Source organism: Hydrogenophaga sp. (genome assembly GCF_019264445.1).
Taxonomy (GTDB): domain Bacteria; phylum Pseudomonadota; class Gammaproteobacteria; order Burkholderiales; family Burkholderiaceae_C; genus Hydrogenophaga.
The window spans coordinates 1-24,503 of the sequence record NZ_JAHVAB010000039.1 but is presented as its reverse complement, the minus strand read 5'-3'; the positions used below and the strand labels follow the sequence as shown (position 1 = coordinate 24,503).

Annotated in this window: 25 protein-coding genes and 1 pseudogene; 16 read left to right on the top strand and 10 right to left on the bottom strand. The window is 65.8% G+C overall.

The window, feature by feature from the left end; all coding sequences use genetic code 11:
• Positions 1–39: 39 nt before the first annotated feature.
• Positions 40–1,245, bottom strand: coding sequence for a 3-hydroxybenzoate 6-monooxygenase (locus KXJ60_RS05875; RefSeq protein WP_291125118.1), 1,206 nt, complete (start codon positions 1,243–1,245; stop codon positions 40–42).
• A 121-nt stretch (positions 1,246–1,366) separates the two neighbouring features.
• On the opposite strand from KXJ60_RS05875, the gene KXJ60_RS05870 reads away from it, so the two are divergent.
• Positions 1,367–1,843, top strand: a complete 477-nt coding sequence (locus tag KXJ60_RS05870) for a MarR family transcriptional regulator (RefSeq protein ID WP_291125115.1) — start codon at positions 1,367–1,369, stop codon at positions 1,841–1,843.
• Positions 1,844–1,849: 6 nt separating this feature from the next.
• Here the strand turns inward: KXJ60_RS05870 and arfB are convergent, their stop codons facing one another.
• The 3 genes from arfB to KXJ60_RS05855 are packed head-to-tail and all read right to left on the bottom strand — an operon-like array spanning position 1,850 to position 3,072.
• Positions 1,850–2,254: an alternative ribosome rescue aminoacyl-tRNA hydrolase ArfB gene (arfB, locus tag KXJ60_RS05865; RefSeq protein ID WP_291125112.1), complete on the bottom strand. Its 405-nt coding sequence runs from the start codon at positions 2,252–2,254 to the stop codon at positions 1,850–1,852.
• Positions 2,255–2,281: 27 nt separating this feature from the next.
• Positions 2,282–2,818, bottom strand: coding sequence for a cytochrome b/b6 domain-containing protein (locus tag KXJ60_RS05860; RefSeq protein WP_291125109.1), 537 nt, complete (start codon positions 2,816–2,818; stop codon positions 2,282–2,284).
• On the bottom strand, positions 2,815–3,072 hold the full coding sequence (locus KXJ60_RS05855; protein ID WP_291125106.1) for a PepSY domain-containing protein: 258 nt from the start codon (positions 3,070–3,072) through the stop codon (positions 2,815–2,817). The genes KXJ60_RS05860 and KXJ60_RS05855 overlap by 4 nt, the downstream gene beginning before the upstream one ends.
• A gap of 170 nt (positions 3,073–3,242) precedes the next feature.
• Between KXJ60_RS05855 and mnmA the strand changes: the two genes are divergently transcribed.
• Positions 3,243–4,397, top strand: coding sequence for a tRNA 2-thiouridine(34) synthase MnmA (gene mnmA / locus KXJ60_RS05850; RefSeq protein WP_291125103.1), 1,155 nt, complete (start codon positions 3,243–3,245; stop codon positions 4,395–4,397).
• 10 nt (positions 4,398–4,407) lie between these two features.
• Here mnmA and KXJ60_RS05845 read toward each other — a convergent pair whose 3' ends face one another.
• The 3 genes from KXJ60_RS05845 to KXJ60_RS05835 form a co-directional block, all read right to left on the bottom strand.
• Positions 4,408–5,793, bottom strand: a complete 1,386-nt coding sequence (locus tag KXJ60_RS05845; protein WP_291125100.1) for a DUF3422 domain-containing protein — start codon at positions 5,791–5,793, stop codon at positions 4,408–4,410.
• A 72-nt stretch (positions 5,794–5,865) separates the two neighbouring features.
• Positions 5,866–6,942 (bottom strand): sensor histidine kinase, encoded by a 1,077-nt coding sequence (locus KXJ60_RS05840; RefSeq protein WP_291125097.1) that lies wholly within the window; start codon positions 6,940–6,942, stop codon positions 5,866–5,868.
• A 218-nt stretch (positions 6,943–7,160) separates the two neighbouring features.
• Positions 7,161–7,667 carry an NUDIX hydrolase gene (locus KXJ60_RS05835; protein WP_291125094.1) on the bottom strand — a complete coding sequence of 169 codons (507 nt, stop codon included), beginning with the start codon at positions 7,665–7,667 and terminating at the stop codon, positions 7,161–7,163.
• Positions 7,668–7,770: 103 nt separating this feature from the next.
• Between KXJ60_RS05835 and KXJ60_RS05830 the strand changes: the two genes are divergently transcribed.
• The 5 genes from KXJ60_RS05830 to KXJ60_RS05810 all read left to right on the top strand — a co-directional run bounded on the left by KXJ60_RS05830 (position 7,771) and on the right by KXJ60_RS05810 (position 13,515).
• Complete coding sequence (locus tag KXJ60_RS05830) at positions 7,771–8,919, top strand: Re/Si-specific NAD(P)(+) transhydrogenase subunit alpha (RefSeq protein WP_291125091.1); 1,149 nt, start codon at positions 7,771–7,773, stop codon at positions 8,917–8,919.
• 50 nt (positions 8,920–8,969) lie between these two features.
• Positions 8,970–9,296, top strand: coding sequence for an NAD(P) transhydrogenase subunit alpha (locus KXJ60_RS05825; RefSeq protein ID WP_291125088.1), 327 nt, complete (start codon positions 8,970–8,972; stop codon positions 9,294–9,296).
• A gap of 85 nt (positions 9,297–9,381) precedes the next feature.
• Positions 9,382–10,806: an NAD(P)(+) transhydrogenase (Re/Si-specific) subunit beta gene (locus tag KXJ60_RS05820; RefSeq protein ID WP_291125085.1), complete on the top strand. Its 1,425-nt coding sequence runs from the start codon at positions 9,382–9,384 to the stop codon at positions 10,804–10,806.
• Between the two features lie 192 nt (positions 10,807–10,998).
• Positions 10,999–12,687, top strand: a complete 1,689-nt coding sequence (locus KXJ60_RS05815; RefSeq protein ID WP_291125083.1) for a long-chain-fatty-acid--CoA ligase — start codon at positions 10,999–11,001, stop codon at positions 12,685–12,687.
• Positions 12,688–12,771: 84 nt separating this feature from the next.
• Positions 12,772–13,515 carry a 5'-methylthioadenosine/adenosylhomocysteine nucleosidase gene (locus KXJ60_RS05810; RefSeq protein ID WP_291125128.1) on the top strand — a complete coding sequence of 248 codons (744 nt, stop codon included), beginning with the start codon at positions 12,772–12,774 and terminating at the stop codon, positions 13,513–13,515.
• Between the two features lie 25 nt (positions 13,516–13,540).
• On the opposite strand, the gene corA is transcribed toward KXJ60_RS05810, so the two are convergent.
• The gene (gene corA, locus KXJ60_RS05805) at positions 13,541–14,527 is read right to left on the bottom strand and encodes a magnesium/cobalt transporter CorA (protein WP_291125080.1); all 987 of its coding nucleotides are present in this window, start codon (positions 14,525–14,527) and stop codon (positions 13,541–13,543) included.
• A gap of 203 nt (positions 14,528–14,730) precedes the next feature.
• Positions 14,731–15,996: a patatin-like phospholipase family protein gene (locus KXJ60_RS05800; protein ID WP_291125076.1), complete on the bottom strand. Its 1,266-nt coding sequence runs from the start codon at positions 15,994–15,996 to the stop codon at positions 14,731–14,733.
• Positions 15,997–16,248: 252 nt separating this feature from the next.
• Here KXJ60_RS05800 and raiA point away from each other — a divergent pair, with 252 nt between their 5' ends.
• The 3 genes from raiA to hprK all read left to right on the top strand — a co-directional run bounded on the left by raiA (position 16,249) and on the right by hprK (position 18,233).
• Complete coding sequence (gene raiA, locus KXJ60_RS05795; RefSeq protein ID WP_291125074.1) at positions 16,249–16,578, top strand: ribosome-associated translation inhibitor RaiA; 330 nt, start codon at positions 16,249–16,251, stop codon at positions 16,576–16,578.
• A 143-nt stretch (positions 16,579–16,721) separates the two neighbouring features.
• Complete coding sequence (locus KXJ60_RS05790; protein ID WP_291125072.1) at positions 16,722–17,192, top strand: PTS sugar transporter subunit IIA; 471 nt, start codon at positions 16,722–16,724, stop codon at positions 17,190–17,192.
• Between the two features lie 90 nt (positions 17,193–17,282).
• Positions 17,283–18,233: an HPr(Ser) kinase/phosphatase gene (gene hprK, locus KXJ60_RS05785; protein ID WP_291125069.1), complete on the top strand. Its 951-nt coding sequence runs from the start codon at positions 17,283–17,285 to the stop codon at positions 18,231–18,233.
• A 7-nt stretch (positions 18,234–18,240) separates the two neighbouring features.
• Here hprK and fur read toward each other — a convergent pair whose 3' ends face one another.
• Positions 18,241–18,696: a ferric iron uptake transcriptional regulator gene (gene fur / locus KXJ60_RS05780; protein WP_291125065.1), complete on the bottom strand. Its 456-nt coding sequence runs from the start codon at positions 18,694–18,696 to the stop codon at positions 18,241–18,243.
• Between the two features lie 302 nt (positions 18,697–18,998).
• Between fur and KXJ60_RS05775 the strand changes: the two genes are divergently transcribed.
• From KXJ60_RS05775 to KXJ60_RS05750, 6 genes and pseudogenes are all read left to right on the top strand, one after another.
• On the top strand, positions 18,999–19,460 hold the full coding sequence (locus tag KXJ60_RS05775; protein ID WP_291125125.1) for an outer membrane protein assembly factor BamE: 462 nt from the start codon (positions 18,999–19,001) through the stop codon (positions 19,458–19,460).
• The gene (dapB, locus tag KXJ60_RS05770) at positions 19,457–20,284 is read left to right on the top strand and encodes a 4-hydroxy-tetrahydrodipicolinate reductase (RefSeq protein WP_291125062.1); all 828 of its coding nucleotides are present in this window, start codon (positions 19,457–19,459) and stop codon (positions 20,282–20,284) included. The genes KXJ60_RS05775 and dapB overlap by 4 nt, the downstream gene beginning before the upstream one ends.
• 111 nt (positions 20,285–20,395) lie before the next feature.
• Positions 20,396–20,989, top strand: a complete 594-nt coding sequence (locus KXJ60_RS05765) for a MotA/TolQ/ExbB proton channel family protein (protein ID WP_291125122.1) — start codon at positions 20,396–20,398, stop codon at positions 20,987–20,989.
• Complete coding sequence (locus KXJ60_RS05760; protein WP_291125059.1) at positions 20,986–21,420, top strand: biopolymer transporter ExbD; 435 nt, start codon at positions 20,986–20,988, stop codon at positions 21,418–21,420. Before KXJ60_RS05765 ends, KXJ60_RS05760 begins: the two co-directional genes overlap by 4 nt.
• Before the next feature lie 113 nt (positions 21,421–21,533).
• A complete protein-coding gene (gene leuS, locus KXJ60_RS05755; protein ID WP_291125056.1) occupies positions 21,534–24,245 on the top strand; it encodes a leucine--tRNA ligase in 2,712 nt (903 codons plus the stop codon).
• 10 nt (positions 24,246–24,255) lie between these two features.
• Positions 24,256–24,503, top strand: a pseudogene (locus KXJ60_RS05750) (hypothetical protein); the annotation flags it as partial.

Sequence of the window (24,503 nt, the reverse complement as noted above, 5' to 3'; positions counted from 1 at the left end):
CTTCGACAGGCTCAGGGCGAACGGAAAAATCGGCAGGTGTCAGGCAGCAGCGGCGAGGCAGTTCTGGACGTTCCAGCCGTACAGCCATTCCATGGCATCGTAAAAACGTTCAGGGCTGCGGCCGCGCCACAGGTCGTTGCGCACCAGCCGCTCCACGCCCTTGGCATGGTAGATGCGGCCCATCTCGCGCGAGCTCAGCACGATGCGCGCCGTGCGCGCGATGCGCGAGCGCTGGTACAGGTCGAAGGCCTTCTCGACGTCGTTGCCATGGACGCGCAAGGCCTCGCCCAGCGTCACCGCGTCCTCCATCGCCATGCAGGCGCCTTGCGCCATGTACTGCGTTGTCGGGTGGGCGGCGTCGCCGAGCAGCGTGACGCGGCCAAAGCTCCACTGGTCGATGGGCTCACGGTCGGCCGTGGCCCAGCGCTTCCAGCTCTTGGGCAAATCGATCAGCTGGCGAGCGCGCGGGCAGATGCCCTGGAAGTAGCTTTGCACCTCGGCCTTGCTGCCCTCGGTCACGCCCCACTGTTCGGCCTCGCGGCTGTGGAAGGTGACCACCACGTTGTACTGCTCGCCGCCCCGCAGCGGGTAGTGCACCAAGTGGCAGTTGGGGCCGACCCAGATGCTGGCGGCGTTCCACTGCAGGTCCTGTGGAAAGTCCGCCTTGTCCACCACGGCGCGGTAGACCACATGGCCGGTCACGCGGGCTTCGTCGCCCACAAACTGCTGGCGCACCACCGACTTCACGCCGTCGGCGCCGATCAGCGCCAGGCCGCGGTGCGCGCGGCCGTGCTGGTCGTGCACCGTCACGCCGTCGGCGTCTTGCTCGATGCGCTCGACGCGCGTGGACGTGAGGAACTCGATCTGGCCGCTGGCCTGCACACCTTCGAGCAGCGAGCCGTGCGCATCGGCGCGGTGGATCACCGCATACGGGTTGCCAAAGCGCTGGCGGAACGCCTCGCCGGTGGGGATCATGCCGACCTGGTATTCGTCCAGCGCGTCGTGCATCACCATGAAGTCCGTGTAGACGGCGCGGCTTCGCGCCAGCTCACCCACGCCCAGGGCGTCGAATGCATGAAAGGCGTTGGGGCCGAGCTGCATGCCGGCGCCGATCTCGCCAATGTCGGGCGCCTGCTCAAGCACCTTCACCCGAAAGCCCTGGCGCACCAGCGCGAGCGCCGCGGCCAGGCCACCGATGCCACCGCCGGCCACGAGAACGGGAATGTCTTGAGAAGGCGAGGTCATGCGGGTCTCCTGCATTTGAATTGCACACTGACGATAAGTGTACTTATTGTAGGGTCGATGCTAGGATTCCAGCAACCCCCTTCCATCTTGCAGACCGTCCCGAGTTCCCCGGATTCACCCCATGAAGCGCAGCCAGCCCCCGGCCATCGACATCGACGACCAGCCCGGCCACAACATCCGGCGCCTGCACCAGATTTCGGTGGGCATCTTCTTGCAGGAGCTTGGTGAGCTGGGCATCACGCCGGTGCAATACGCGGCGCTGCAGACCGTGGCCAACCACCCCGGCATGGACCAGCGCACGCTGGCGCGCACCATCGCGCTGGACGCGTCCACCACCGGTGGCGTGGTGGACCGCCTGGAGGCGCGCGGCTGGCTGGAGCGGCGCACATCAGCCGAAGACCGCCGCTCGCGCCAGCTGGTGCTGACCGCTGCCGGCGCCGCCGTGCTGGCCGATGCGGTGCCTGCCATGCTGCGCGCGCAGGAGCACATCCTGGCGCCGCTGACCGAGCGCCAGCGGGCCGAATTCATGAAACTGCTGTGCCTGCTGGTGCACACCAACAACGAACACAGCCGCGCGCCCAGCGAAGCCGTGAAGTAGACGAGATCACTCGCTGCCGCGCACCCGGCCCCGCAACTGTTTGACGTTCGAGCGCGAGGCCTTGCCTTCGAGCCGCCGCTGCTGAGACCCGAACGTGGGTCGGGTGGCCTTGCGCGCCTTGGGCACGGTGGCCACGCTCTCAACCAGCGCCTGCAGGCGCTCGATGGCGTCGGCCTTGTTCTGCTCCAGGCTTCGGCTGGTCTGTGCCTTGATCACCACCACGCCTTCGGTGGTGATGCGCTGGTCGCTCAGCGCCAGCAGGCGCGCCTTCACCGCTTCGGGCAGCGAAGACGCGTGCACCGCAAACCGCAGGTGCACGGCGTTGGAGACCTTGTTGACGTTTTGGCCACCCGCGCCCTGGGCGCGGATGGCGGTGAACTCCACCTCGGCAGGATCGATGGTGATCGGCATCGCCCCAGTTTGCCATGTGGCGTTGCGTCAGTAGCGCTCTTTCACCCCGGTGACCATGGCTTTGACAAGGCGGGTGCGCTCGATGCGGCCCATGATGATGGCCGCCGCGGCATGGACGCCAACCATGGGCATCAACCACTCGCCCAGTCCTTCGTGCAGGTCCTGCAACCATTCTTCGCCCCAGAAGGCATCCAGCGATTGCATCCAGCCGGTAAGACCCAGGGCGAGCACCATGCCCATGAGCGCCAGGGCCATCAGACCGCCCAAGGGGTTGTGTCCCCAGTGATGTGCCATCTGGCCGCGCCGCATCGCCTGCACATGCTCGTACAGCCGCGTGGGCGTGGGAAAGAAGTCGGCGAAGCGTGCGTGGCGTGAACCCACAAATCCCCAGACCGTCCTCACCACCACCAGCGCCGACGCCGCATAACCCAGCCACTGGTGCAGGTTTTCGCCGTCGTCCACCACAAAGAGGTTGAGCAGCACGCAGGTCACCAGAGACCAGTGAAAGACCCGCACCAGCGGGTCCCATACGCGCTTGGAGTCGGTGACCGCAGCGGGGGTCACTTCTGTTCCAGGGCCTTGCCGCTGACGGGGTCGAAGTAGATCTCCACTTTCTTGCCCGCCTTGTCGGTGCCGTAGATCTCGTAGCACTGGCCCTTGGTGACCTTGAAGGTCTTGATCTGGTAGCCCTGGGTTTCGAGGTTCTTCTTGAACGCAGCTTCGGGTTGCCACTGATCCTTCGGTGCGGTGCAGGTGGGCGAGGCCATGGCGGTGCCGGCGGCGGCGATCAGCAATGCGGAGAGAACGAGCGATTTCATGGATGGTTTCCTGTGCAATGAATCCCCGCAGAAGTGCGGGAGGAGGCATTGCAACCACCCAACTTGAAGACAGCCTTAAATGACTTGTGACGCGTGTCAGCAACCGTAACTCGCGGCCGGGCGATGTCCCTGCGCCGCGTGCCGCACAGCCGCGCTGGGATAATCGCGCGATGGCGAGCAAACAGCGTGTGGTGGTCGGGTTGAGCGGGGGCGTGGACTCTGCGGTGAGCGCGTACCTGCTCAAGCAGCAGGGCCACGAGGTCATCGGCATCTTCATGAAGAACTGGGAAGACGACGACGACAGCGAATACTGCTCGACCCGGCAGGACTTCCTGGACGCGGCCAGCGTGGCCGATGTGCTGGGCATTGACATCGAACACGTCAACTTCGCGGCCGAGTACAAAGACCGTGTGTTCGCCGAATTCTTGCGCGAGTACCAGGCCGGTCGCACGCCCAACCCGGACATCCTGTGCAACGCCGAGATCAAGTTCAAGGCCTTTCTGGACCACGCGATGCGGTTGGGTGCCGAGAAGATTGCCACCGGCCACTACGCGCGGGTACGCGAGCGCGACGGTGCATTCGAGTTGCTCAAGGGCAAGGACCCGCTCAAAGACCAGAGCTACTTCCTGCACCGGCTCAACCAGGCGCAACTGAGCAAGACGCTGTTCCCGGTGGGTGAACTGCCCAAGACCGAGGTGCGCCGCATCGCGGCCGAGATTGCGCTGCCCAATGCGAAAAAGAAGGACAGCACCGGCATCTGCTTCATCGGCGAGCGGCCGTTCCGCGATTTCCTCAACCGCTACATCGCGAAGGAACCCGGGCCGATCAAGGACCACAAGGGCCGCGTGCTCGGCCAGCATGTGGGCCTGAGCTTCTACACGCTGGGCCAGCGTCAGGGTCTGGGCATTGGCGGTGTGCGCGAGAAGGGTGCGCAAAAAGGCGGCAACGAACACGCCCCCTGGTTCGTGGCCCGCAAAGACGTCCAGAAAAATACCCTGTGGGTCGTACAGGGGCATGACCACCCGTGGTTGCTCACACCCCGTCTGCGTGCCCAAGACGCCAGCTGGGTGGCCGGACATGCGCCCGCCCAGACCGAACTGGCCGCCAAGACGCGCTACCGCCAGGCCGATTCGCCCTGCCGGTTCGACGCTGAAGGCGATGCGGGCTTCTCACTGGGCTTCTCCGACCCGCAGTGGGCGGTCACGCCCGGGCAGAGTGCCGTGCTCTACGACGGCGACGTGTGCCTGGGCGGTGGCGTGATCACCACCGATGCCGCGTCTGTGTTCGACACGGCGCCTGCGCGCGCGCGGCTTCTGTCGGCCTGAGGGGCCGTCTTCAGGGTTTCGTGCTGGCCGGCGCGCCGAGCCTGGCGTGGATGCGCCGGGTGGTGCGCCAGACCGCCCACAGCACCAGCGGAATCAGTGCACCCGCGGCGATTTCAGGGTGAATTGGCAGCCCGGCGGCTTTGGCGCCCTTGGCCAGGTACAGCAGGAGGCTGATCACGTAATACGAGATGGCGGCAATCGACAGGCCTTCCACGGTGGTCTGCAGGTGCAGCTGCATTTCCTGGCCGCGTGTGAGCTTCTCCAGCAGCTGCTGGTTCTGTGCCTCCGTCACGATGTCGACCCGCGTGCGCAGCAGAGCGCTGGCGCGCGAAATGCGCTCGGACAGAGAGGTCAGTCGCTGCGCGCTGGCGGCCACCGTGGCCATGGCTGGCGACAGTCGCCGCTGGATGAACTCGCCAATCGTCTGCGTGCCGGGAATCGGCTTTTCACGCAACTCACCCATGCGCTGCTTGACCAGGGCGTCGTAGGCGCGCGTGGCACCGAAGCGGTAGTTGTTTTCGGCGGTGGCGCGCTCCACGCGCACCGCCAGCGAGACGAGTTGATCGAGCAAGTCCTGCTCTGAAGACGACTTGTTCTCCAGCTGGGCCGTGATGCTGGCGAGCTGCGCTTCCGCCTGCGACAGCATGGGCCCCAGCGCCTTGACCGCAGGCAAGCCCCGCAGCGCCATGAGGCGGTAGGTTTCGACCTCGAACAAGCGCTGGGAGATGCGACCCGCCCGTGTCTCGGTCGTGTCTGGCGAGGTGATGACCAGCATGCGTTCGAAGCCCGAGGGCAGCAGGTGGAAGTCGGTGAGCGCCCACGAATGCCCGCCGCCCACCTGCGACGCCACCACGGTGCGTTCCCCCCCAAACCAGCGCTGTGCCTGCGCCATGAGCACCGCCTGCGGCTGTGGCGTTTGCTGTGGCATCTCGGCGTGCAGCATTGCGAGGGTGATGGCGGCCACCGTGCGCCCCGGGATGTCGCGCAGCCAGTGTTCGGGCATCACCAGCGCACTCAACAACTCGGGTTCGCGTTCGCCCAGGCCCGTGCCTGGCGGCAGGGGTTGCACGATGGAGTAGCGGGTGAACTCGGTGTGCCGCTCCCATTTCAGCGTGTAGTGACCAAAATGCAGGCGCAGGAAGTTGTCGCGCATCTGGTCGGGTGACAGCGCCTGCTGCCCCGGCAAGCGCCGCAGATGTTCGCACTCCTGTTCGCGGCTCACCCCCTCGTTGAGCACGGCCACAAAAACGATGAGTGCGGGCAACCGGATGCGCGCAGCGGGACGCGCGTGCACCTCGTTGTGCAGCTCTGCACGCAGGGCGTCGTCGGGTGGCAGCACACCTCGCGAAGCGGGCGGTTCAGACGAAGGCGGCGTGAGCTTGGCAAAGTCGGTCATGGGCGGACGACGTGGCGCGGGGTTTCCAATGTATGCGATTCGGCGACGCCGATGCGCACACCGCGCGTCGACTCAGGCGGCGCTGCGTGCGCCGCGTGAAGGGCGCGCCGCATGGGGGCCGCGCGCACCGCGTCTGTCGTGCCGCAGGAGCTTGGACGGCTGCAGGCGCAGAAGAATCTGGAACTGCGCGCTGGCGCCGCCGTTCGGGTCGATCACGATCTCACCGCCGTGGTCCTTCACGACACCCAGGGCCGTCGCAAGTCCCTGCCCGGCCGTGTCGCCGCCCGCCAGTGCGGTGAAGCAGGGGTCAAAGAGGCGGGGCAAGGCGTCCTGGGTGATCGCGCGCCCTGAGTGGTGGATCGCCACGCTTGCCATCTGGCGGTGGCTTGCCGTGGTCACGGTGAGGGTGCCTGGGCCGTCCATGGCGTGCGCGGTGTTGACGATGAGGTTCAGGAACACCTGATCGAGCTGCGCGAGGTTGCAGGCCAGCGGGGGAAGACGCCCCAGCTGCGGTACCAGCCGGATGCCCTGGGGAATGAGCGCCTGAGCGATGTACATCACGCTGGACAGCGCGGCATTCAGGTCGACCACGTGCTGCGCGTCCTGCCCCGCCTGCCCGGCGTTGCTCAGGTTGTCGACCAGACCGTGCGCCTGATCAATCCCCAGCAACACGTCGTTCAGCACCTCCTGAACGGCGCGGATCTCGCTGGCGATGGGGTCGGTGCCCACTGTGCCTCCGGCCAGACCCAGTGCGGGGCGGGGTGCGGCGTGCAGGCCCGCGAGCATGTCGTTGAGCACGCGAATGGCGAACAGCGTATGCCCCTTGGACAGGGTCAGTGGCCCGTTGAGGAGCCTGGCCACGCCCGCCACGAGTTCATGGAGCGATGCGGTGGTCAGGGATGGGCTCAGCCGCTGCTGCGTTTCGATCTCCTCGGCCTGTTGCCGGATCGTGGATTGCGCGCGAAGGGCGATCCCGAACAGCAGGGCGCACAAGGCCAGCCAGCCCAGGGCCACCAGGCTCATGTCTCGGGTGAAGGCGGAGAGCCCGGGCAGCCAGATGTGGCTGCTGGCGACCGCTGCTGTCGTCATGGCCGTGACGGCGATGCAGGTGAAGGCAAAGAATTGAACGGGTTCGAATGGCTTTTGCACGGCACTCACCACCTTTGAAGTGCGTCCGCAGACGTCGCCCTGCAATACCCATTCATGGCAGTGGCAGCGAACTCAAGTGGCGGAGCATAGGTGGCGCCCCCAGCTTGAAACATACTGCGCTCGCATTATTTGGGCGGGCATGCAATCCGCTGGCGCGCCGAATGGACGAACGGGACCCGCACCGCCGTGCGGGGAGGCTCCGGCGGACCCTTCTGCCGTCAGCGCGGTGGTGTGAGCGCCTGCGTGACCGTGGGATCGGTGAAGACCACAGAGAGCGGGTGGCGCTGGCCGGCGAGATGGTCTTCCATGCAGCGAAGCACCAGCGGGCTGCGGTGGCGCGATGCACTGGCGCGCACCTCGTCGGGCGTCATCCACAGGGTTCGCACGATGCCGGTGTCCAGCGTGCGGCCAGGCACCACGTCTCCGAGCTCGCCGCAGTAGGCGAACCGCAGGTAGGTGATGTCTTCATCGGCCGCGCCATCGCGGCCCGTGCGCTGGAAGCGCGACATGTACACGCCCACCAGCGCCGTGGGCGTGAAGGCGTGCATGGTTTCTTCGAGGGTTTCCCGTGCCACCGCATCCACCAGGCTTTCGCCGGGGTCGAGGTGCCCTGCCGGGTTGTTCAGCCGCAGCCCCTCGGCCGTGTGCTCTTCCACCAGCAGGAACCGGCCATCGCGCTCGATGACGGCCGCCACGGTGACACTGGGTTTCCATCGAATGTTCATGGCGCACCATTATGGGTGGCAGGGCGGACCCCATGGGCCGTCAGACGGCTTTCGGGTAAGCTCGCCCCGACTTTCATTCAACCCCCTGGGTGAGGAGACTTCCATGCTGATAGGCGTACCCGCTGAGACCACAGTGGGCGAAACCCGAGTGGCCGTGACCCCGGAGACGGCGAAGAAGTATGTGGCGCAGGGCCACACGGTGCGCGTGCAGTCCGGCGCTGGTCTGGCGGCCAGCGTGACCGACGCGGCCTACGCGGCTGTGGGTGCCGACATCACCGACGCGGCGGGCGCCCTGGGTGCCGATCTGGTGCTCAAGGTGCGCAGCCCTTTCGACAACGAACTGGCGTTGATGAAGCCCGGCACCACGCTGGTGGGCATGCTCAATCCTTTTGATGCAGCGGGCCTGCAGCGCCTCGCGGCGGCCGGCCTCACCGCCTTTGCGCTCGAAGCGGCACCACGCACCACGCGCGCGCAGAGCATGGACGTGCTGTCCTCCCAGGCCAACATCGCGGGCTACAAGGCCGTGATGGTCGCGGCCCACCACTACCAACGCTTCTTCCCGATGCTCATGACGGCAGCGGGCACCGTGAAGGCTGCGCGCGTGGTCATCCTCGGCGTGGGCGTGGCGGGCCTGCAGGCCATTGCCACCGCCAAGCGCCTGGGTGCGGTGATCGAGGCCTCCGATGTGCGCCCGAGCGTGAAGGAGCAGGTCGAGTCGCTAGGCGGCAAGTTCATTGACGTGCCCTACGAAACCGCCGAAGAGAAGGAAGCCGCCGAGGGCGTGGGCGGGTACGCCCGGCCCATGCCACCCTCGTGGCTGGAGCGGCAGAAGGCCGAGGTGGCCAAGCGGGTGGCGCAGGCCGACGTGGTCATCTCCACCGCCCTTATCCCGGGGCGCGCCGCACCGGTGCTGATCACCGAAGACATGGTCAAGTCCATGAAGCCGGGCAGCGTGATCGTGGACCTGGCTGCCGGCAAGGGCGCGCCCAACGCCGACGGCAGTGTGGGCGGCAATTGCCCGCTGACCGAGGCGGACAAGACGGTCGTCAAGCACGGCGTGACGCTGGTGGGCGAGACCAACCTGGCTGCCATGGTCGGCGCCGATGCTTCCGCGCTCTACGCCCGCAACGTGCTCGACTTCCTCAAGCTCGTGCTGCCCAAAGACGCCACCGCCGTGCAGGTGCCGATGGACGACGACATCGTCGCCGCCTGCCTCATGACCCAGGGTGGCGCAGTCAAGCGAGCGCAGTGAATTTGCGGGACAGACCTTCAGCGCTGTCCTCAACTGACATAGGAGACCCCATGGAAGCCGTATCCCCCACCATCCTGAACCTCATCATCTTCGTGCTGGCCATCTACGTGGGTTACCACGTGGTGTGGAACGTCACGCCAGCGCTGCACACGCCGCTGATGGCCGTGACCAACGCCATCTCTGCCATCGTCATCGTCGGCGCCATGCTGGCTGCGGCTCTCACCGAGACGAACCTGGGCAAGGCCATGGGCGTGATGGCTGTGGCGCTGGCGGCGGTCAACGTGTTTGGCGGCTTCCTGGTCACGCGGCGCATGCTGGAGATGTTCAAGAAGAAGGAGCGCAAGGCGCCTGCTGCCGCTGAAGGAGCGCACAAATGAGCGCCGCGCAGAACCGCTTCGAGCAAGCTCGCACCCCCTCGGGGGGCAGTGAGTACACGCCAGTGACGAACGTGGGGGCCCAATAATGTCCATGAACCTCGTCACGCTGCTGTACCTGGTGGCCAGCGTCTGCTTCATCCAGGCCCTCAAAGGGCTCTCGCATCCCACCACCTCCATCCGGGGCAACGTCTTCGGCATGACCGGCATGGCCATCGCCGTGCTGACCACCGCCGCGCTCATCGTTGAGCTCTCCGGCGGCAAGGCCGAGGGCATGGTGTGGGTGCTGGGTGGTTTGCTGGTGGGTGGTGGCATCGGCGCCGTCATGGCCAACCGGGTCGAGATGACCAAGATGCCCGAGCTGGTCGCCTTCATGCACAGCATGATCGGCCTGGCCGCGGTGTGCATCGCGGTGGCTGTGGTGGCCGAACCGTGGGCTTTTGCGATCGTCGCCAAGGGCGACCCCATCCCAGGCGGTAACCGCATCGAGCTGGCGCTCGGGGCTTTCATCGGCGCGGTCACCTTCTCGGGTTCGGTGATTGCCTTCGGCAAGCTCTCGGGCAAGTACAAATTCCGCCTGTTCCAGGGCGCGCCGGTCACCTTCGCGGGTCAGCACAAACTCAACCTCTTGCTGGGCCTGGCCACTGTGTTCTTCATTTTCGGCTTCTGGCACTCGCAGAGCTGGATGGACATCGTGCTGGTGATCGCGCTGGGCTTCATCCTGGGCGTGCTGATCATCATCCCCATTGGCGGGGCCGACATGCCGGTGGTGGTGTCCATGCTCAACAGCTACTCGGGCTGGGCGGCGGCCGGCATCGGCTTCAGCCTGAACAACTCGATGCTGATCATCGCGGGCTCGCTGGTGGGCTCTTCGGGCGCGATCCTGAGCTACATCATGTGCAAGGCGATGAACCGCTCGTTCTTCAACGTGATCCTGGGCGGCTTTGGCGGCGACGCGGCCACCGCCGCCGCCGGTGGCGGCGTGCAGCGCACCGCCAAGAGCGGCAGCGCCGACGACGCGGCCTTCATCCTGGGCAACGCCGAGACCGTGGTGATCGTGCCCGGCTATGGCCTGGCGGTGGCGCGCGCGCAGCACGCCGTGAAGGAACTGGCCCACAAGCTGACTGAAAAAGGCGTCACGGTGAAGTACGCCATTCACCCGGTGGCCGGGCGCATGCCGGGCCACATGAACGTGCTGCTGGCCGAGGCCGAAGTGCCTTACGACCAGGTGTTCGAGATGGAAGACATCAACGGCGAGTTCGGTCAGGCCGACGTCGCCATCATCCTGGGGGCCAACGACGTGGTGAACCCGGCCGCCTTGCAGAAGGGCAGTGCCATCTACGGCATGCCGATCCTGGAGGCCTACAAGGCCAAGACCGTGATCGTGAACAAGCGCTCCATGGCCGCGGGCTACGCGGGCCTGGACAACGAACTCTTCTACATGGACAAGACCATGATGGTGTTTGGCGATGCGAAGAAGGTCGTTGAAGACATGACCAAGGCCATCGAGTAAGGCCTGGAGACAGTGCATGACCAGAGGGCCGGTGGCGACACCGGCCCTCTGGTTTTTGTAGCATGAACACGGCCTGCGCCGTGTTTTGGGGTAGCCTGTCAGAACTGCGTAAGGGAAAAACACGAGGGCGTTTCACGTGCTTCCCAAGGACAATGCGCGGTTGTAGCTTTCACGAGAACGAGGAGAGACCGAATGACCGAATCTGCGGCGAATCGCCCTTGGCTCAGCGCCTATCCTGCGGGCGTTCCCGCCGACATCAACGTGGCCCAGTACCCGTCGCTGGTCCACTTGATGGAAGAGAGCTTCCAGAAGCACGGTGGCCGCACGGCCTACAGCTTCATGGGCAAGGACGTCAGCTTTGCCCAGACCGACAGCCTCTCGCAGGCCTTTGCCGCCTATCTGCAGGGCCTGGGCCTCGTCAAAGGCGATCGCGTGGCGATCATGATGCCCAACGTGCCTCAGTACCCGGTGGCGGTGGCGGGCATCCTGCGCGCCGGTTTCGTGGTGGTCAATGTCAACCCGCTGTACACGCCGCGTGAGCTGGAGCACCAGCTCAAGGACTCGGGCGCCAAGGCGATCGTGATCATTGAGAATTTTGCGAACACACTGCAGCAGTGCATCGCCAACACGCCCACCAAGCACGTGGTGCTTGCGGCCATGGGCGACCAGCTGGGCCTGCTCAAGGGCGCCCTGGTGAACTACGTGGTGCGCAACGTCAAGAAGATGGTGCCTGCCTTCAGCCTGCCGCAGGCCGTGCGCTTCAACGACGCCATTGCCAAGGGCTCACGCGGCACGCTCAAGCGGCCTGACATCAAGCCCGACGATATGGCGGTGCTGCAATACACCGGCGGCACCACCGGCGTGAGCAAGGGCGCGGTGCTCCAGCACCGCAACGTGATCGCGAACGTGCTTCAGTCCGAGGCCTGGAACGACCCGGTGATGAAGCAGGTGCCCGTTGGCGAGCAGCCCACCAGCGTGTGTGCCCTGCCGCTCTATCACATCTTCGCGTTCACGGTGAACATGATGCTGTCCATGCGCACCGGCGGCAAAACCATCCTCATCCCCAACCCGCGCGACTTGCCTGCCGTGCTCAAGGAGCTGAGCAAGCACACCTTCCACAGCTTTCCGGCGGTCAACACGCTGTTCAACGGCCTGGCCAACCACCCCGACTTCAACACCGTCAACTGGAGCAACCTGAAGGTGTCGGTCGGTGGCGGCATGGCGGTACAAGGTGCGGTGGCCAAGCTCTGGCTGGAGAAGACGGGTTGCCCGATCTGTGAAGGCTATGGCCTGAGCGAGACCAGCCCTTCGGCCAGCTGCAACCCGACCACCAGCACCGAGTACAGCGGCACCATCGGCGTGCCGTTGCCCAACACCTTCATGAAGTGCCTCGACGACGATGGCCACGAGGTGCCCATGGGCCAGCCCGGCGAGATCGCCATCAAGGGTCCGCAGGTGATGGCGGGCTACTGGCAGCGTCCCGATGAAACCGCCAAGGTCATGACGCCCGATGGCTATTTCAAGAGTGGTGACGTCGGCATCATGGACGCGCGCGGCTACTTCAAGATCGTGGACCGCAAGAAGGACATGGTGCTGGTCAGTGGCTTCAACGTGTACCCCAACGAAGTGGAGGACGTGGTGGCGCAACTGCCCGGCGTGCTCGAATGCGCGGTGGTGGGCGTGCCCGACGACAAGTCGGGTGAAGCGGTCAAGCTGGTGATCGTGAAGAAGGACGAGGCCCTGACCGAGGCCGCGGTGCGCGAGTACTGCAAGTCGAATCTGACCGGCTACAAGCAGCCCAAGGTGGTGGAGTTCCGCACCGAGTTGCCCAAGACTCCCGTGGGCAAGATCCTGCGGCGCGAGCTGAGGGACAAGAAGTAGCGCATCGCTGCGCGACAATGCAAGGCGGCTTTGGCCGCCTTTTCTTTTGCCCGACCGTTGTTGGAGGACCGTCTCTTGACCACCATGGCCATCGTCAGCGCCTTGCACGAAGAACTCGCCGCCGTGCTGGCGCTCATGCCCGACGAGCAGCAGAAGGTGGTGGGTGGACGCACCTTCTGGCACGGGCACCTGCATGGACAAGAGGTGGTCGCGGTGCTGTCGGGCATTGGCAAGGTGGCGGCAGCGACCACCGCCACCGCGCTGATCGAACGTTTTGGCGTGCGGCGCATCGTGTTCACGGGCGTGGCGGGCGGTCTGGCAGCGGGCGTGCGCGTCGGCGATGTGGTGGTGGCCCGGCACTTTCTCCAGCACGACATGGATGCGTCGCCGATCTTCCCCCGGCACGAGGTGCCGGGCTATGGCCGCTCCACGTTTGAGGCCGATGCGGACCTGACCGCCCGGCTGGCGCGGGCTTGCGAGCAAGTGCTTGGAGACATGCCTGCGCAGCTGGATGCAGAGACTTTGCGCTCCTTTTCCATCGGCGCGCCCAGCTGCCACGAGGGGCTGCTCATCAGCGGCGACCGCTTTGTCTCCACCACCGCCGAAAGCCGGGCCTTGTGCGACGCGCTGCCCGACGCGCTTGCCGTGGAAATGGAGGGCGCTGCCTTCGCGCAGGTGTGCCACGACTACGGCGTGCCGCTCGCGGTGGTGCGCACCATCTCAGACCGCGCCGACGACGCGGCCCACGTGGACTTTCCTCGCTTCCTGCGCGAGGTGGCCAGCCGCTACAGCAGCGCCATCATCGAAACGCTGCTGCGGATGACGTGATGCCCCTCAAGGGCGGTGGGGTGGCCTACCTCAACCAGCCGCGCTTGCGGAAGTACAGCATCGGCACCACCGCCGACAGCACCATCAGCACAAGCGCCAGCGGATAGCCGTAGTGCCACTTCAGCTCGGGCATGAAGTCGAAGTTCATGCCATAGCTGCTGGCCACCAGCGTGGGGGGCAGCAGCGACACGCTGGCCACCGAAAAGATCTTGATGATCTTGTTCTGGTTGATGTTGATGAAACCGACGGTCGCATCCATCAAGAAGTTGATCTTGTCGAAGAGGAACGCGGTGTGGCCGTCAAGGGAGTCCAGGTCGCGAAGAATCTGGCGTGCGTCTTCGAACTGCTCCGCGTTCAGCAGCCGGCTGCGCATCATGAAACTGACGGCGCGGCGTGTGTCCATCACGTTGCGGCGAATGCGGCCCGACATGTCCTCGTGCCGAGCGATGGCCGACAGTGCCTCACTCAGCAGATCGTCCGATGCGTTGCTGTTGAGCACCTTCTTGCTCACGGTTTCGATTTCGTCGTAGATGTCTTCCAGCGTGTCGGCGCAGTACTCGGCATCCGCGTCGAACAGCATGAGCAGCACATCCTTGGCGTCCTCGATCAGGCCGGGCATGCGCCGGGCGCGCATGCGCAGGAGCCGGAACACGGGCACGTCTTCGTCGTGGATGGAGAACAGCACGCCCTGGCTCTTGAGCGTGTCGTTGTGCTCATTCAGGATAAAGGCCACACGGACGGCGCGCGGGTCTTCGTCGTCGTCGATCAAGAAGTCCGAGCGCACGTGGAGTTCGCCGTTGTCTTCCTCGAAGAAGCGCGCCGACTCCTCGATGTCCTCGTCCATCGCGTTTTCGGGAATCGACAAGCCAAAGTGCTGCTTGACCCAGCGCCGCTCCTCGGGCGTGGGGTCTTCGAGGTCGACCCAGATGGGCTTGAATCGGGCCAGCTCTTCGAGTGACTCGATCTCTTCCTGGAACAGGCGGCCGTTGGCCAGGGTGAATACGTTGAGCATGGCGGCGCTCCCGGTGGGATCTGTCTGGCAAAAGTCAAGGCGGGCGAGGCCGGCCTTGGGGGCGGTGGGGTGCTGCTTTCAGCCAGCCGGCCGCCTGATCCAGAGCCGCGCGCAGGCGGCGTTCAGACGGTCTCGGGGGTGGCTGAAAGCACACAACTGGGGGGTGTGCTGTCCATGCGTCTCTCCGTGTTTGAAGCTGGGAATTATGGCACCGCGGTGCCGGCGTCCATGTGACCGGATGCGCCGAAGAAGCGCATCAATTCATCCTTTCGTCGCCAGGCATCGTGTTCGCCCAACTCGATCAGGGCGTTGACGAAGCCAGGCTCGAACAGCAGGTAGCTGGCCAGCGCCGCCGCGCTGCCGGCCGCGCCGCGCCGGGTGTCCAGTGCACCCAGCCCTGCCAGCGTGTTGCGCGTGGGCGCGGGCAGCTCGCGGATGTGCTTGCTCGCCAGCTCGTCCAGCGAAAAACTCGGCTGCAGCGCCAGCACTTCAACCGGCCGATACGGCAGCGCCGCTGCCAGTGTGGGCGGCAGGCGCGCCAGCGTCTGGCTCACCCGCTGCGCCTGCTCGACGTCGGCTTGCAGCGTGTCGTGGAAGACGCTGGCCATGGCGTGGCCCGCGATGGTGCCCGCCGTGGGCTCGCCCCCGTGGCGCGACGCCATGCCGGAGCGCTGCGGCTGTCCCACACCGACGACCAGAATGCGGCGCGCACCAAACTGAATGGCGGGCGACAGCGGAGACAGTTGGCGCATGGAGCCGTCGCCGAAGTGCTCCTTGTGACCGTCCACCCACAAGGGCACGGCAGGAAAGAGAAAGGGGATGGCACTCGATGCCATCAGGTGCTCGATGGTGATGGGCTGAAACTCCGAGCGGCGCCCCGGCCGGTGCCACGGTTGCACCGGATGGTTCGCCCGTGTCTGGCAGAACGTCCAGTGCTCCCCGGTGGTGTAGCTCGATGCGGTGACGCCCAGCGCATGAATCAGTTTTTGATCCAGCGCGCGCTCCACGCTGTGCAGATCGATCGCCCGGTGCAGCGTGTCCACCAGCGGGAGTGTGTCGAGCAAGGCGCGGTGCTTGCGCACCTGCCGAGCCAGCGTCAGCCCGGCGACCACACGGTTGGCGCGCACCCACCCGGGCGCTTCCAGTCGGTAAACGCGCTCGGAGCGCAAGCCGCTCCAGAAGGTGGCCAGCTGCGACAGTGCGCCCATGCCCTGGGTGGCGATGCTCGCGAGGTAGCTGGCGTTGAGTGCGCCCGCCGAGGTGCCGAACAGCCATTGAAACGGGAATGCCGCAGCGGCCTGCGGGGTCGTTGCATGCTTGGCCAGCATCGCGCCTACCGCCTTGAGCACACCCACCTGGTAGGCCGTGCGGGCACCACCCCCCATGAGCACCAGGGCGCAGGCATCGGCGCCGTACTCGGGCATGCCAGCGGGCAAGGTGTTGTGGGTGATGAGGGTGTCGAGGGACAAGGATTTTGGGCGGTGATGGACGTCCACACATGCTACCCAATCGCCTCAACCGCAGGTGGCCTGATGCCTCGCTCCAGTGAGCCGCTCGCCCGCGCCTGCAGGGGGTTTCACCGATTTCTCACGCTTTGTTGCGCCCTCCGGCTTGCGCCGGATGGCGTTCATGGGCATAGTGGGTTCAAGACATCCCCGTGGCCGTCGGGAGGTCTTGCCCCAGGCGGCTTGTGTCAACCCGGAGCATATGGAGGCTCATCTATGAACCTGACGATCAGCGGTCACCACCTCGAGGTCACGCCCGCCCTGCGCGGTTACGTCACCACCAAACTGGAACGCATCTCCCGGCATTTCGACCAGGTGGTCGACATCAAGGTGCTGTTGACGGTGGACAACCTCAAAGAGAAAGACCTGCGACAAAAGGCCGAATGCAACATCCATGTCAAAGGGCGCGACCTGTTCGCCGAAAGTGTTCATGCCGATCTGTACGCCGCTGTCGACGACCTGGCCGACAAACTGGACCGCCAGGTGCTGCGGTACAAGGACAAGACGCAAGACCATCACCACGACTCGGTCAAACGCCTGATGTGACCGTTGTCACGCCCCTCGACCAGAGGGTGCGTGACGTATGTTGCAATGCAGCAAGCCGCTTGATATGTCAAGCGGCTTTTTTGTGCCCGCAGTCTAGCCAAGGGGCCTCAACTCGGCATAATTTGCGGTCCGAAAGGGCCCACATGAACCGACTTTCCGCCATATTGCCCGCCGTGCAGGTGCTCGTCGGCGTCGATGCCACCAGCAAGAAGCGCGCATTTGAAGAAGCGGGCCTGCTTTTTGAGACCGAACACGGACTCAACCGCGCCCTGATCACCGACAGCCTCTTCGCCCGTGAGCGCCTGGGTTCGACCGGCCTGGGCCACGGTGTGGCCATTCCGCATGGCCGCATCAAGGGCCTGAAGCAACCGCTGGCCGCGGTGTTCCAGCTCGCCAGCCCGATCGGCTTCGACGCGCCGGACGAACAGCCCGTGCAGTTCATGATTTTCCTGCTGGTGCCCGAGGTGGCCACGCAGAAGCACCTGGAAATCCTGTCCGAGATCGCCGAGATGTTGAGCGACAGCGCACTGCGCGAGCAGATGAAGACCTCCGGCGCTGCCGACGAGCTTCACAGGCTGATCACATCCTGGCAGTCGGCGCACGCCGCCGCGTGACATTTTGAGCTCCCTCGAGCGGTGGTTGTCCGAGTTCGCGGCCCTCTGGGCTGAACAGCCAGGCGTCTGCCTCGTGGCGATCCGGCTGCCATGAAGCCCACGGTTGTCAGTGCCGACGTCCTGTTCGAGGACCATCGGGACGCCCTGAAATGGCAGTGGATTGCGGGGCTTGGCGCGTCAGAGCGCCGCTTTGACGAGGTGGCCATCCGCGCGGCCCGCTCGGGCGCCGATCTCGTGGGTTACCTCAATTACATCCACCCCTACCGGGTGCAGGTGTTCGGTGAGCGTGAGGTGGCCTACCTCACCAGTCCCAGCGACGAGGACAACCGCCGAAGGGTGGCGCGCATCGTGACACTGGAACCGCCTGTGCTGGTCGTGGCCGACGGGCAGACCGCACCCGATGCGCTCACCGCCATGTGCGAGCGGGCGCAGATCCCCATGTTCTCCACCCAGGAGTCGGCGGCCTTTGTCATCGATGTGTTGCGCGCCTACTTGTCGCGGCATTTCGCCGACCGCTCGTCCATGCACGGTGTGTTCATGGACATTCTGGGCATGGGGGTGCTCATCACCGGCGAATCCGGCTTGGGCAAGAGCGAGCTGGGTCTGGAACTGATTTCACGTGGCCACGGGCTGGTGGCCGACGATGCGGTGGACCTTTACCGCATCAACCAGACCAGCATCGAGGGCCGCTGTCCCGAGCTCTTGCAGAACCTTCTGGAAGTTCGAGGCATCGGCCTGCTCGACATCAAGGCGATTTTTGGCGAGACCGCCGTGCGCCGGAAGATGCGCCTGTCGCTGATCGTGCACCTGGTGCGTCGGGAGACGATGGAGCGCGACTACGAGCGCATGCCGCACGAACCGCTGTATCAGGACGTGCTGGGCGTGCCCGTGCGCAAGGCGGTCATTCAAGTGGTGGCGGGCCGCAACATCGCCGTGCTGGTGGAGGCCGCCGTACGCAACACCATCCTGCAGCTGCGCGGCATCGATACCTATCAGGAGTTCGTCTCGCGTCACCGCGCGGCCATGTCGCGCGGCGAGTGAGGGCGGCTCAAGCCGCCCGGTGTGCGCTGCCGCTGCCGCTGCTGCGGTGCGGGCAGTCGGTCTTGCTGCAGTTGGCGTACAGCGACAGGGCATGCTCCTGCAGCACGAAGCCACGGGTCTTGGCCACCATCTGCTGGCGCTTTTCGATTTCGGCATCGAAAAACTCTTCCACCCGGCCGCAGTCCAGGCACACCAGGTGGTCGTGGTGCTGGCCCTCGTTGAGCTCGAACACCGACTTGCCCGACTCGAAGTTGCTGCGCGTGAGCAGGCCGGCCTGTTCAAACTGCATCAGCACGCGGTACACCGTGGCGAGACCGATGTCCGAGCGGTCTTCGAGCAGCACGCGAAACACGTCTTCCGCCGTCATGTGCCGCTGCTTGGCGTTCTGAAACACCTCGAGGATTTTCAGCCGGGGCAAAGTGGCCTTGAGCCCGGTGCTCTTGAGTTCTTCGATGTTGGTCATGGCGGGCTGGGCGGTTGCTGGGGTTGAAACGGGCGCCGGTGGTCGTTGCTGGCTGCACTGGCGGTGCCCGCTCGGGCGCTGGACCCCGGGGCTACAATGCCCGGATCATATCGCCAGCATTCGCGCCGCGCCGCATTTCCCTCTGTGTGGTTTGAGTCGCGTTGCCTCCAGGGTCAGCCCACATGCACCTCTTTCCCCCCCGTCCAGCCCTTCGTCTGAAGCCGACCTCGCGTCCGGTGCATGTGCTGTGTGCCGTGCTGGCCGTGGCGGCGCTCTCGGCTTGTTCGAGCATCAGCAACCGCATGCCCACGCTGATCACGCCGTACAAGATTGACATCGTGCAAGGCAATGTGGTCACGCGAGAGCAGGCGCAAGCCCTCAAGACCGGCATGTCGCGGGGCGAGGTGCGCGACATTCTCGGCTCGCCCCTGTTGGCCAGTGTGTTCCACGCCGAGCGCTGGGACTACGTGTTCACCTTCAAGCGCCAGGGCCAGGAGTCCCAGCAGCGCAGGCTGGCGGTGTTCTTCAAGGGCGATGTCCTGGAGCGCTTTGAAGGCGATGAGCTGCCCAGCGAGACCGAATTCGTCGCTTCGCTCGACTCGCGGCGCAAGTTTGGCAAGGTGCCACCGCTGGAGGCCACCGAAGCGCAGCTGAAATCGTTCCAGGAAAAGAACACACCCGTGTCGCCTGAGCCAACGCCGCCTGCGGCTTCGCCCGATGTGTCCTATCCGCCGCTGGAGTCGACACCGGGAGCTGCACGATGAGCGCCGCCGTGTCGGCTGTTCAGCCGCTGCGCATCTGTGTGGCTGGAGCGAGTGGCCGCATGGGGCAGATGCTCGTGGAGGCGGTTCGTGCCAGTGGCGATGCCGTGCTCTCGGGCGCGCTCGACATCGCCAGCAGCCCGGCCATCGGGCAGGACGCGGCGGGCTTTGCCGGCCAGGCCAGTGGTGTTGCCATCACGGCCGATCTGTCAGCCGGGCTCGCCAGCAGCCAGTTTTTGATCGATTTCACCCGTCCCGAAGGCACGATGGCGCACCTGCGCGAATGCGTGAAGCACGGCGTGGGCGTGGTCATCGGCACCACCGGTTTTTCGGATGTGCAAAAGGCCGAGATCGCCGAGATCGCAAAACAGATCCCGATCGTCATGGCGCCCAACATGAGCGTGGGCGTGAACGTCACGCTCAAGCTGCTGGAGATGGCGGCCAAGGCGATGGCCACGGGCTACGACATCGAGATCATCGAAGCCCACCACCGCCACAAGGTGGATGCGCCCAGCGGGACCGCGCTCAAGATGGGCGAGGTGATCGCGGACGCGCTGGGCCGCGATCTGAAGGACTGCGCCGTGTATGCGCGCGAAGGAGTGACCGGGGAGCGCGATCCGTCGTCCATCGGCTTCGCCACCATTCGTGGCGGTGACATCGTGGGTGACCACACGGTGCTGTTTGCCGGCACCGGGGAGCGCATCGAGATCACGCACAAGTCCAGCAGCCGCGCCACCTACGCCCAGGGCAGCCTGCGCGCGGTGCGCTTCCTGGCCGGCAAGCCCGCCGGGCTGTACGACATGTTCGACGTGCTCGGCCTGCGCTGAGCCGCTCGCGAGCCTGCGCGCCCCATGGACGCCCAAGCGCCAGCCGGTCTCTTGAGCACCCTAGCCCAGGCCGATGCGCTGGGCCGCGCGGTGGCCCTGCTGTTGCTGGCGATGTCGGTGGCCAGCTGGGTGGTGATCGTCTGGAAAGGCTGGCTCCTGCGCCGTGCGGTGGCCGACCTGAGCCTGAGCACTGCTGCGTTCTGGCAGGCGGCCGATTTGACCGATGCGCAGGCGCGCCTGCAGCGCTTCGACCCACAGCAGCTCGTGTTGCCCTTGCTGCAAGCCGCGCGCGGGCTGGACAACGCCGCGCCCCACACGCTGGCCGCCGCGGGCGACCGTTCGCAGCAGCTCACCCGCGTGCTGCGTGATGCCTTGCACCGCGTGCTGCACCGCCTGCAGTTCGGCCAGGTGCTGCTGGCCACAGTGGGCTCCACCGCGCCGTTTGTGGGCTTGCTCGGCACGGTCTGGGGCATCTACCACGCCCTCTCGGGGTTCGGGCTCGACGGCCCGTTCCGCATCGAGCAGGTGGCCGGCCCCGTGGGCGAGGCACTGGTGATGACGGCGGCGGGTCTCGCGGTGGCCATTCCGGCCGTGCTCGCGTACAACGTGCTGGGTCGCCAGATCGCGCGCATCGAGGCCGACCTGGAAGGCTTTGCGCGCGACCTGCGCGAGTTGCTGGCGCAACAGGGCGGCACGTCGACATGAGTTTCGGTCGCCTGGAGCGCTCCAGGGCAGACAAGCCCATGAGCGACATCAACGTGACCCCGCTGGTGGACGTGATGCTGGTGTTGCTGGTGATCTTCATCATTGCCGCGCCCTTGATGGCCAGCCGGCTGTCGCTGGAGCTGCCCAAGGCAGAGGTGCCCGCTGCCGCACCAGCCGCACCCGAGGCGTCGGTGGCGATCGCGCTGGACGCGCAAGGCCAGCTGCACTGGAACGACGAGCCCCTGGCCGAAGACGCGCTGCGCCAGCGCCTGCAGGCCACAGCGCAACGCAACCCCGACACCGAGCTGCAGCTGCGCGCCGATGCCGCCGTGCCGTATGGGCGGGTGGTGCAGCTGATTGGCCTCGCACAGACCGCCGGGCTCTCGCGCATCGGCTTTGTCGCAGAAGCCCCCGCGCCGCCCGCGCGCTGAGTGCAGCGGCCCGCAGCCCTGGCCCGGGGCAAGGCCTAAAATCCAGCAACTCCGCGCGCACCCTGCGCCGTCTCCCCTTTTCTCACCGTCCCGGCTGGCCCGGGCCCTGGTTCATGCAAGACAAATACGCCCACAAGGAAGTCGAGCGCGCCGCGCACGCCCACTGGAATGCCACCGACGCCTACCGCGTGACGGAAGACGCCAGCAAGCCGAAGTTCTATGCCTGCTCGATGCTGCCGTACCCCAGCGGCAAGCTGCACATGGGCCACGTGCGCAACTACACCATCAACGACATGCTCGCGCGCCAGCTGCGCATGAAGGGCATGAATGTGCTCATGCCCATGGGCTGGGACGCGTTTGGTTTGCCGGCTGAAAACGCGGCCTTGAAGAACGGTGTGCCGCCCGCGAAGTGGACGTTTGAGAACATCGCGTACATGAAGCAGCAGATGCAGGCCATGGGCCTGGCGATCGACTGGTCGCGCGAGGTGGCCACCTGCGACCCCAGCTACTACAAGTGGAACCAGTGGCTGTTTCTGAAGATGCTGGAAAAGGGCATTGCCTACCGCAAGACCCAGGTGGTCAACTGGGACCCGGTGGACCAGACCGTGCTGGCCAACGAACAGGTGATCGACGGCAAGGGCTGGCGCACGGGTGCGGTGGTCGAGAAACGCGAGATCCCGGGCTACTACCTCAACATCACCTCGTATGCCAACGAGTTGCTCGACCATGTGCAGATCGGCAACCCCAAGGCCACGCTCAACGGCTGGCCCGACAAGGTGCGGCTGATGCAGGAGAACTGGATCGGCAAGAGCGAAGGCGTGCGCTTCGCCTTCCCGCACACGATCCAGGACGCAGGTGGTGCGCCCATCGGTGGTGGCCGGATGTACGTCTTCACCACGCGCGCCGACACCATCATGGGCGTGACCTTCTGCGCCGTGGCGCCCGAGCACCCGCTGGCCACGCACGCGGCCGCCAGCAACCCGGCCCTGGCCGCGTTCATCGAAGAATGCAAGACCGGTGGCACCACCGAGGCCGAACTCGCCACCCAGGAAAAGAAGGGCATGGCCACAGGCCTGTCCGTCACGCACCCGCTCACCGGTGAGGAAGTGGATGTGTGGGTGGGCAACTACGTGCTCATGAGCTACGGCGACGGCGCTGTGATGGGCGTGCCCGCGCACGACGAACGCGACTTCGCCTTCGCCAACAAGTACGGCATTGCGATCAAGCAGGTGGTGGCTGTCGAGGGCGAGAACTTCAGCACCGAAACCTGGGCCGACTGGTACGGCGACAAGCAGCGCGGTGTGTGCGTGCACTCGGGCGTGCTCGACGGCTTGGGGCACAAGGCCGCCGTGGACAAGGTCGCCGAGCTGCTCGCCGGCAAGGGCATGGGCGAGAAGAAGACGACCTTCCGCCTGCGCGACTGGGGCGTGAGCCGCCAGCGTTACTGGGGCACGCCGATTCCCATCATTCATTGCGCCGAACACGGCGCCGTGCCGGTGCCCGAGAAAGACCTGCCGGTGGTGCTGCCGCAAGACTGCATTCCCGACGGTTCGGGCAATCCGCTGCACAAGCACGAGGGCTTTCATGCGGGCGTGGTGTGCCCGGTGTGTGGCAAGCCCGCGCGCCGCGAGACCGACACCATGGACACCTTCGTGGACTCGTCGTGGTACTTCATGCGCTACTGCGACCCGACCAACAGCGAACAGATGGTCGGGGCAGGCACCGACTACTGGATGCGGGATGCGAACGCCGCGGTCGGCGGCAGCGGCATGGACCAGTACATCGGCGGCATCGAGCACGCGATCCTGCACCTGCTCTACGCGCGCTTCTGGACCAAGGTGATGCGCGACCTCGGCCTGATCAAGGTCGATGAGCCCTTCACGCACCTGCTCACGCAGGGCATGGTGCTCAACCACATCTACAGCCGCCGCACCACCAAGGGCGGCAAGGACTACTTCTGGCCGCACGATGTGGAGCACGTGCTCGATGAAGGCGGCAAGATCGTGGGCGCCAAGCTGAAGAACCCGGCCACCAGCGGCGACGGCCTGCTGCCCGTGGGCACGCCGATCGACTACGAAGGCGTGGGCACGATGTCCAAGTCGAAGAACAACGGCGTGGACCCGCAGGACCTCATCGAGAAGTACGGTGCCGACACCGCGCGGCTCTACACCATGTTCACCGCACCGCCCGAGGCCACGCTGGAGTGGAACGACGCAGCGGTGGAAGGCAGCTACCGTTTCCTGCGCCGCGTGTGGGCGTTCGGGCTGAAGCTCTCGGCCACGAGCGGCCTGGGTGCCCTCGCCGCTGGCGTGTCGAAGCAGCCGCTGTCCAAAGCCGCGAAGGCGCTTCGGCTGGAAATGCACACCGTGCTCAAGCAGGTGGACTACGACTACCAGCGCATGCAATACAACACCGTGGTGTCGGGCGCCATGAAGATGCTCAACGCACTGGAAGACTTCAAGGCCGACGGCTCGGCGGGCGACAACGCTGCGCTGGCCGAGAGCTTCGGCATCTTGCTGCGCTGCATCTACCCGGCCACGCCGCACATTGCGCATGCGCTCTGGCGCGAGCTGGGTTATGCCGGCGAGCTGCTGGACGCGCCCTGGCCGCAGGCCGACGAGGCCGCCCTGCAGCGCGACGAGATCGAGCTGATGCTGCAGATCAACGGCAAGCTGCGCGGCAGCGTGACGGTGCCCGCGGGTGCGGACAAGGCCGCCATCGAAGCCGCTGCGCTGGCCAGCGAGGCCTTCGTCAAGCAGGCGGCCGGTGCCGCGCCGAAGAAGGTGGTGGTCGTGCCCGGCCGTCTGGTCAACGTGGTCGTTTGAAGGAACCCGCATGCAAGCCCCTCGCTCCCCCATGTCCATCGCCACACGGCGCCGCACGCTCGTGCAACTGGCGGCGGCTGCAGCGACGCTGGGCTTGTCCGGCTGCGGCTTTGCGCTGCGCCAGGCGCCCAAGTTTGCTTTCGACACGGTTCGGATCGCCGGCAATGAAAACACGCCGGTCTCGCGCGAGCTGCGCACGGCACTGATCACCAACGGCCTGCAGGTGCTCACCAGCGCCTCGCCCCCCAGCTCGAAGCC

What these genes read in the sequence shown, in the direction of transcription:
- leuS (WP_291125056.1), top strand. Translation starts at nt 21,534, where the DNA reads ATGCAAGACAAATACGCCCACAAGGAAGTCGAGCGCGCCGCGCACGCC.
- hprK (WP_291125069.1), top strand. Translation starts at nt 17,283, where the DNA reads ATGAAGCCCACGGTTGTCAGTGCCGACGTCCTGTTCGAGGACCATCGG.
- KXJ60_RS05765 (WP_291125122.1), top strand. Translation starts at nt 20,396, where the DNA reads ATGTCGGTGGCCAGCTGGGTGGTGATCGTCTGGAAAGGCTGGCTCCTG.
- KXJ60_RS05825 (WP_291125088.1), top strand. Translation starts at nt 8,970, where the DNA reads ATGGAAGCCGTATCCCCCACCATCCTGAACCTCATCATCTTCGTGCTG.
- KXJ60_RS05790 (WP_291125072.1), top strand. Translation starts at nt 16,722, where the DNA reads ATGAACCGACTTTCCGCCATATTGCCCGCCGTGCAGGTGCTCGTCGGC.
- KXJ60_RS05830 (WP_291125091.1), top strand. Translation starts at nt 7,771, where the DNA reads ATGCTGATAGGCGTACCCGCTGAGACCACAGTGGGCGAAACCCGAGTG.
- KXJ60_RS05845 (WP_291125100.1), bottom strand. Translation starts at nt 5,793, where the DNA reads ATGACCGACTTTGCCAAGCTCACGCCGCCTTCGTCTGAACCGCCCGCT.
- KXJ60_RS05855 (WP_291125106.1), bottom strand. Translation starts at nt 3,072, where the DNA reads ATGAAATCGCTCGTTCTCTCCGCATTGCTGATCGCCGCCGCCGGCACC.
- corA (WP_291125080.1), bottom strand. Translation starts at nt 14,527, where the DNA reads ATGCTCAACGTATTCACCCTGGCCAACGGCCGCCTGTTCCAGGAAGAG.
- KXJ60_RS05815 (WP_291125083.1), top strand. Translation starts at nt 10,999, where the DNA reads ATGACCGAATCTGCGGCGAATCGCCCTTGGCTCAGCGCCTATCCTGCG.
- KXJ60_RS05875 (WP_291125118.1), bottom strand. Translation starts at nt 1,245, where the DNA reads ATGACCTCGCCTTCTCAAGACATTCCCGTTCTCGTGGCCGGCGGTGGC.
- arfB (WP_291125112.1), bottom strand. Translation starts at nt 2,254, where the DNA reads ATGCCGATCACCATCGATCCTGCCGAGGTGGAGTTCACCGCCATCCGC.
- KXJ60_RS05870 (WP_291125115.1), top strand. Translation starts at nt 1,367, where the DNA reads ATGAAGCGCAGCCAGCCCCCGGCCATCGACATCGACGACCAGCCCGGC.
- dapB (WP_291125062.1), top strand. Translation starts at nt 19,457, where the DNA reads ATGAGCGCCGCCGTGTCGGCTGTTCAGCCGCTGCGCATCTGTGTGGCT.
- fur (WP_291125065.1), bottom strand. Translation starts at nt 18,696, where the DNA reads ATGACCAACATCGAAGAACTCAAGAGCACCGGGCTCAAGGCCACTTTG.
- KXJ60_RS05835 (WP_291125094.1), bottom strand. Translation starts at nt 7,667, where the DNA reads ATGAACATTCGATGGAAACCCAGTGTCACCGTGGCGGCCGTCATCGAG.
- KXJ60_RS05775 (WP_291125125.1), top strand. Translation starts at nt 18,999, where the DNA reads ATGCCCACGCTGATCACGCCGTACAAGATTGACATCGTGCAAGGCAAT.
- KXJ60_RS05760 (WP_291125059.1), top strand. Translation starts at nt 20,986, where the DNA reads ATGAGTTTCGGTCGCCTGGAGCGCTCCAGGGCAGACAAGCCCATGAGC.
- mnmA (WP_291125103.1), top strand. Translation starts at nt 3,243, where the DNA reads ATGGCGAGCAAACAGCGTGTGGTGGTCGGGTTGAGCGGGGGCGTGGAC.
- raiA (WP_291125074.1), top strand. Translation starts at nt 16,249, where the DNA reads ATGAACCTGACGATCAGCGGTCACCACCTCGAGGTCACGCCCGCCCTG.
- KXJ60_RS05810 (WP_291125128.1), top strand. Translation starts at nt 12,772, where the DNA reads ATGGCCATCGTCAGCGCCTTGCACGAAGAACTCGCCGCCGTGCTGGCG.
- KXJ60_RS05820 (WP_291125085.1), top strand. Translation starts at nt 9,382, where the DNA reads ATGTCCATGAACCTCGTCACGCTGCTGTACCTGGTGGCCAGCGTCTGC.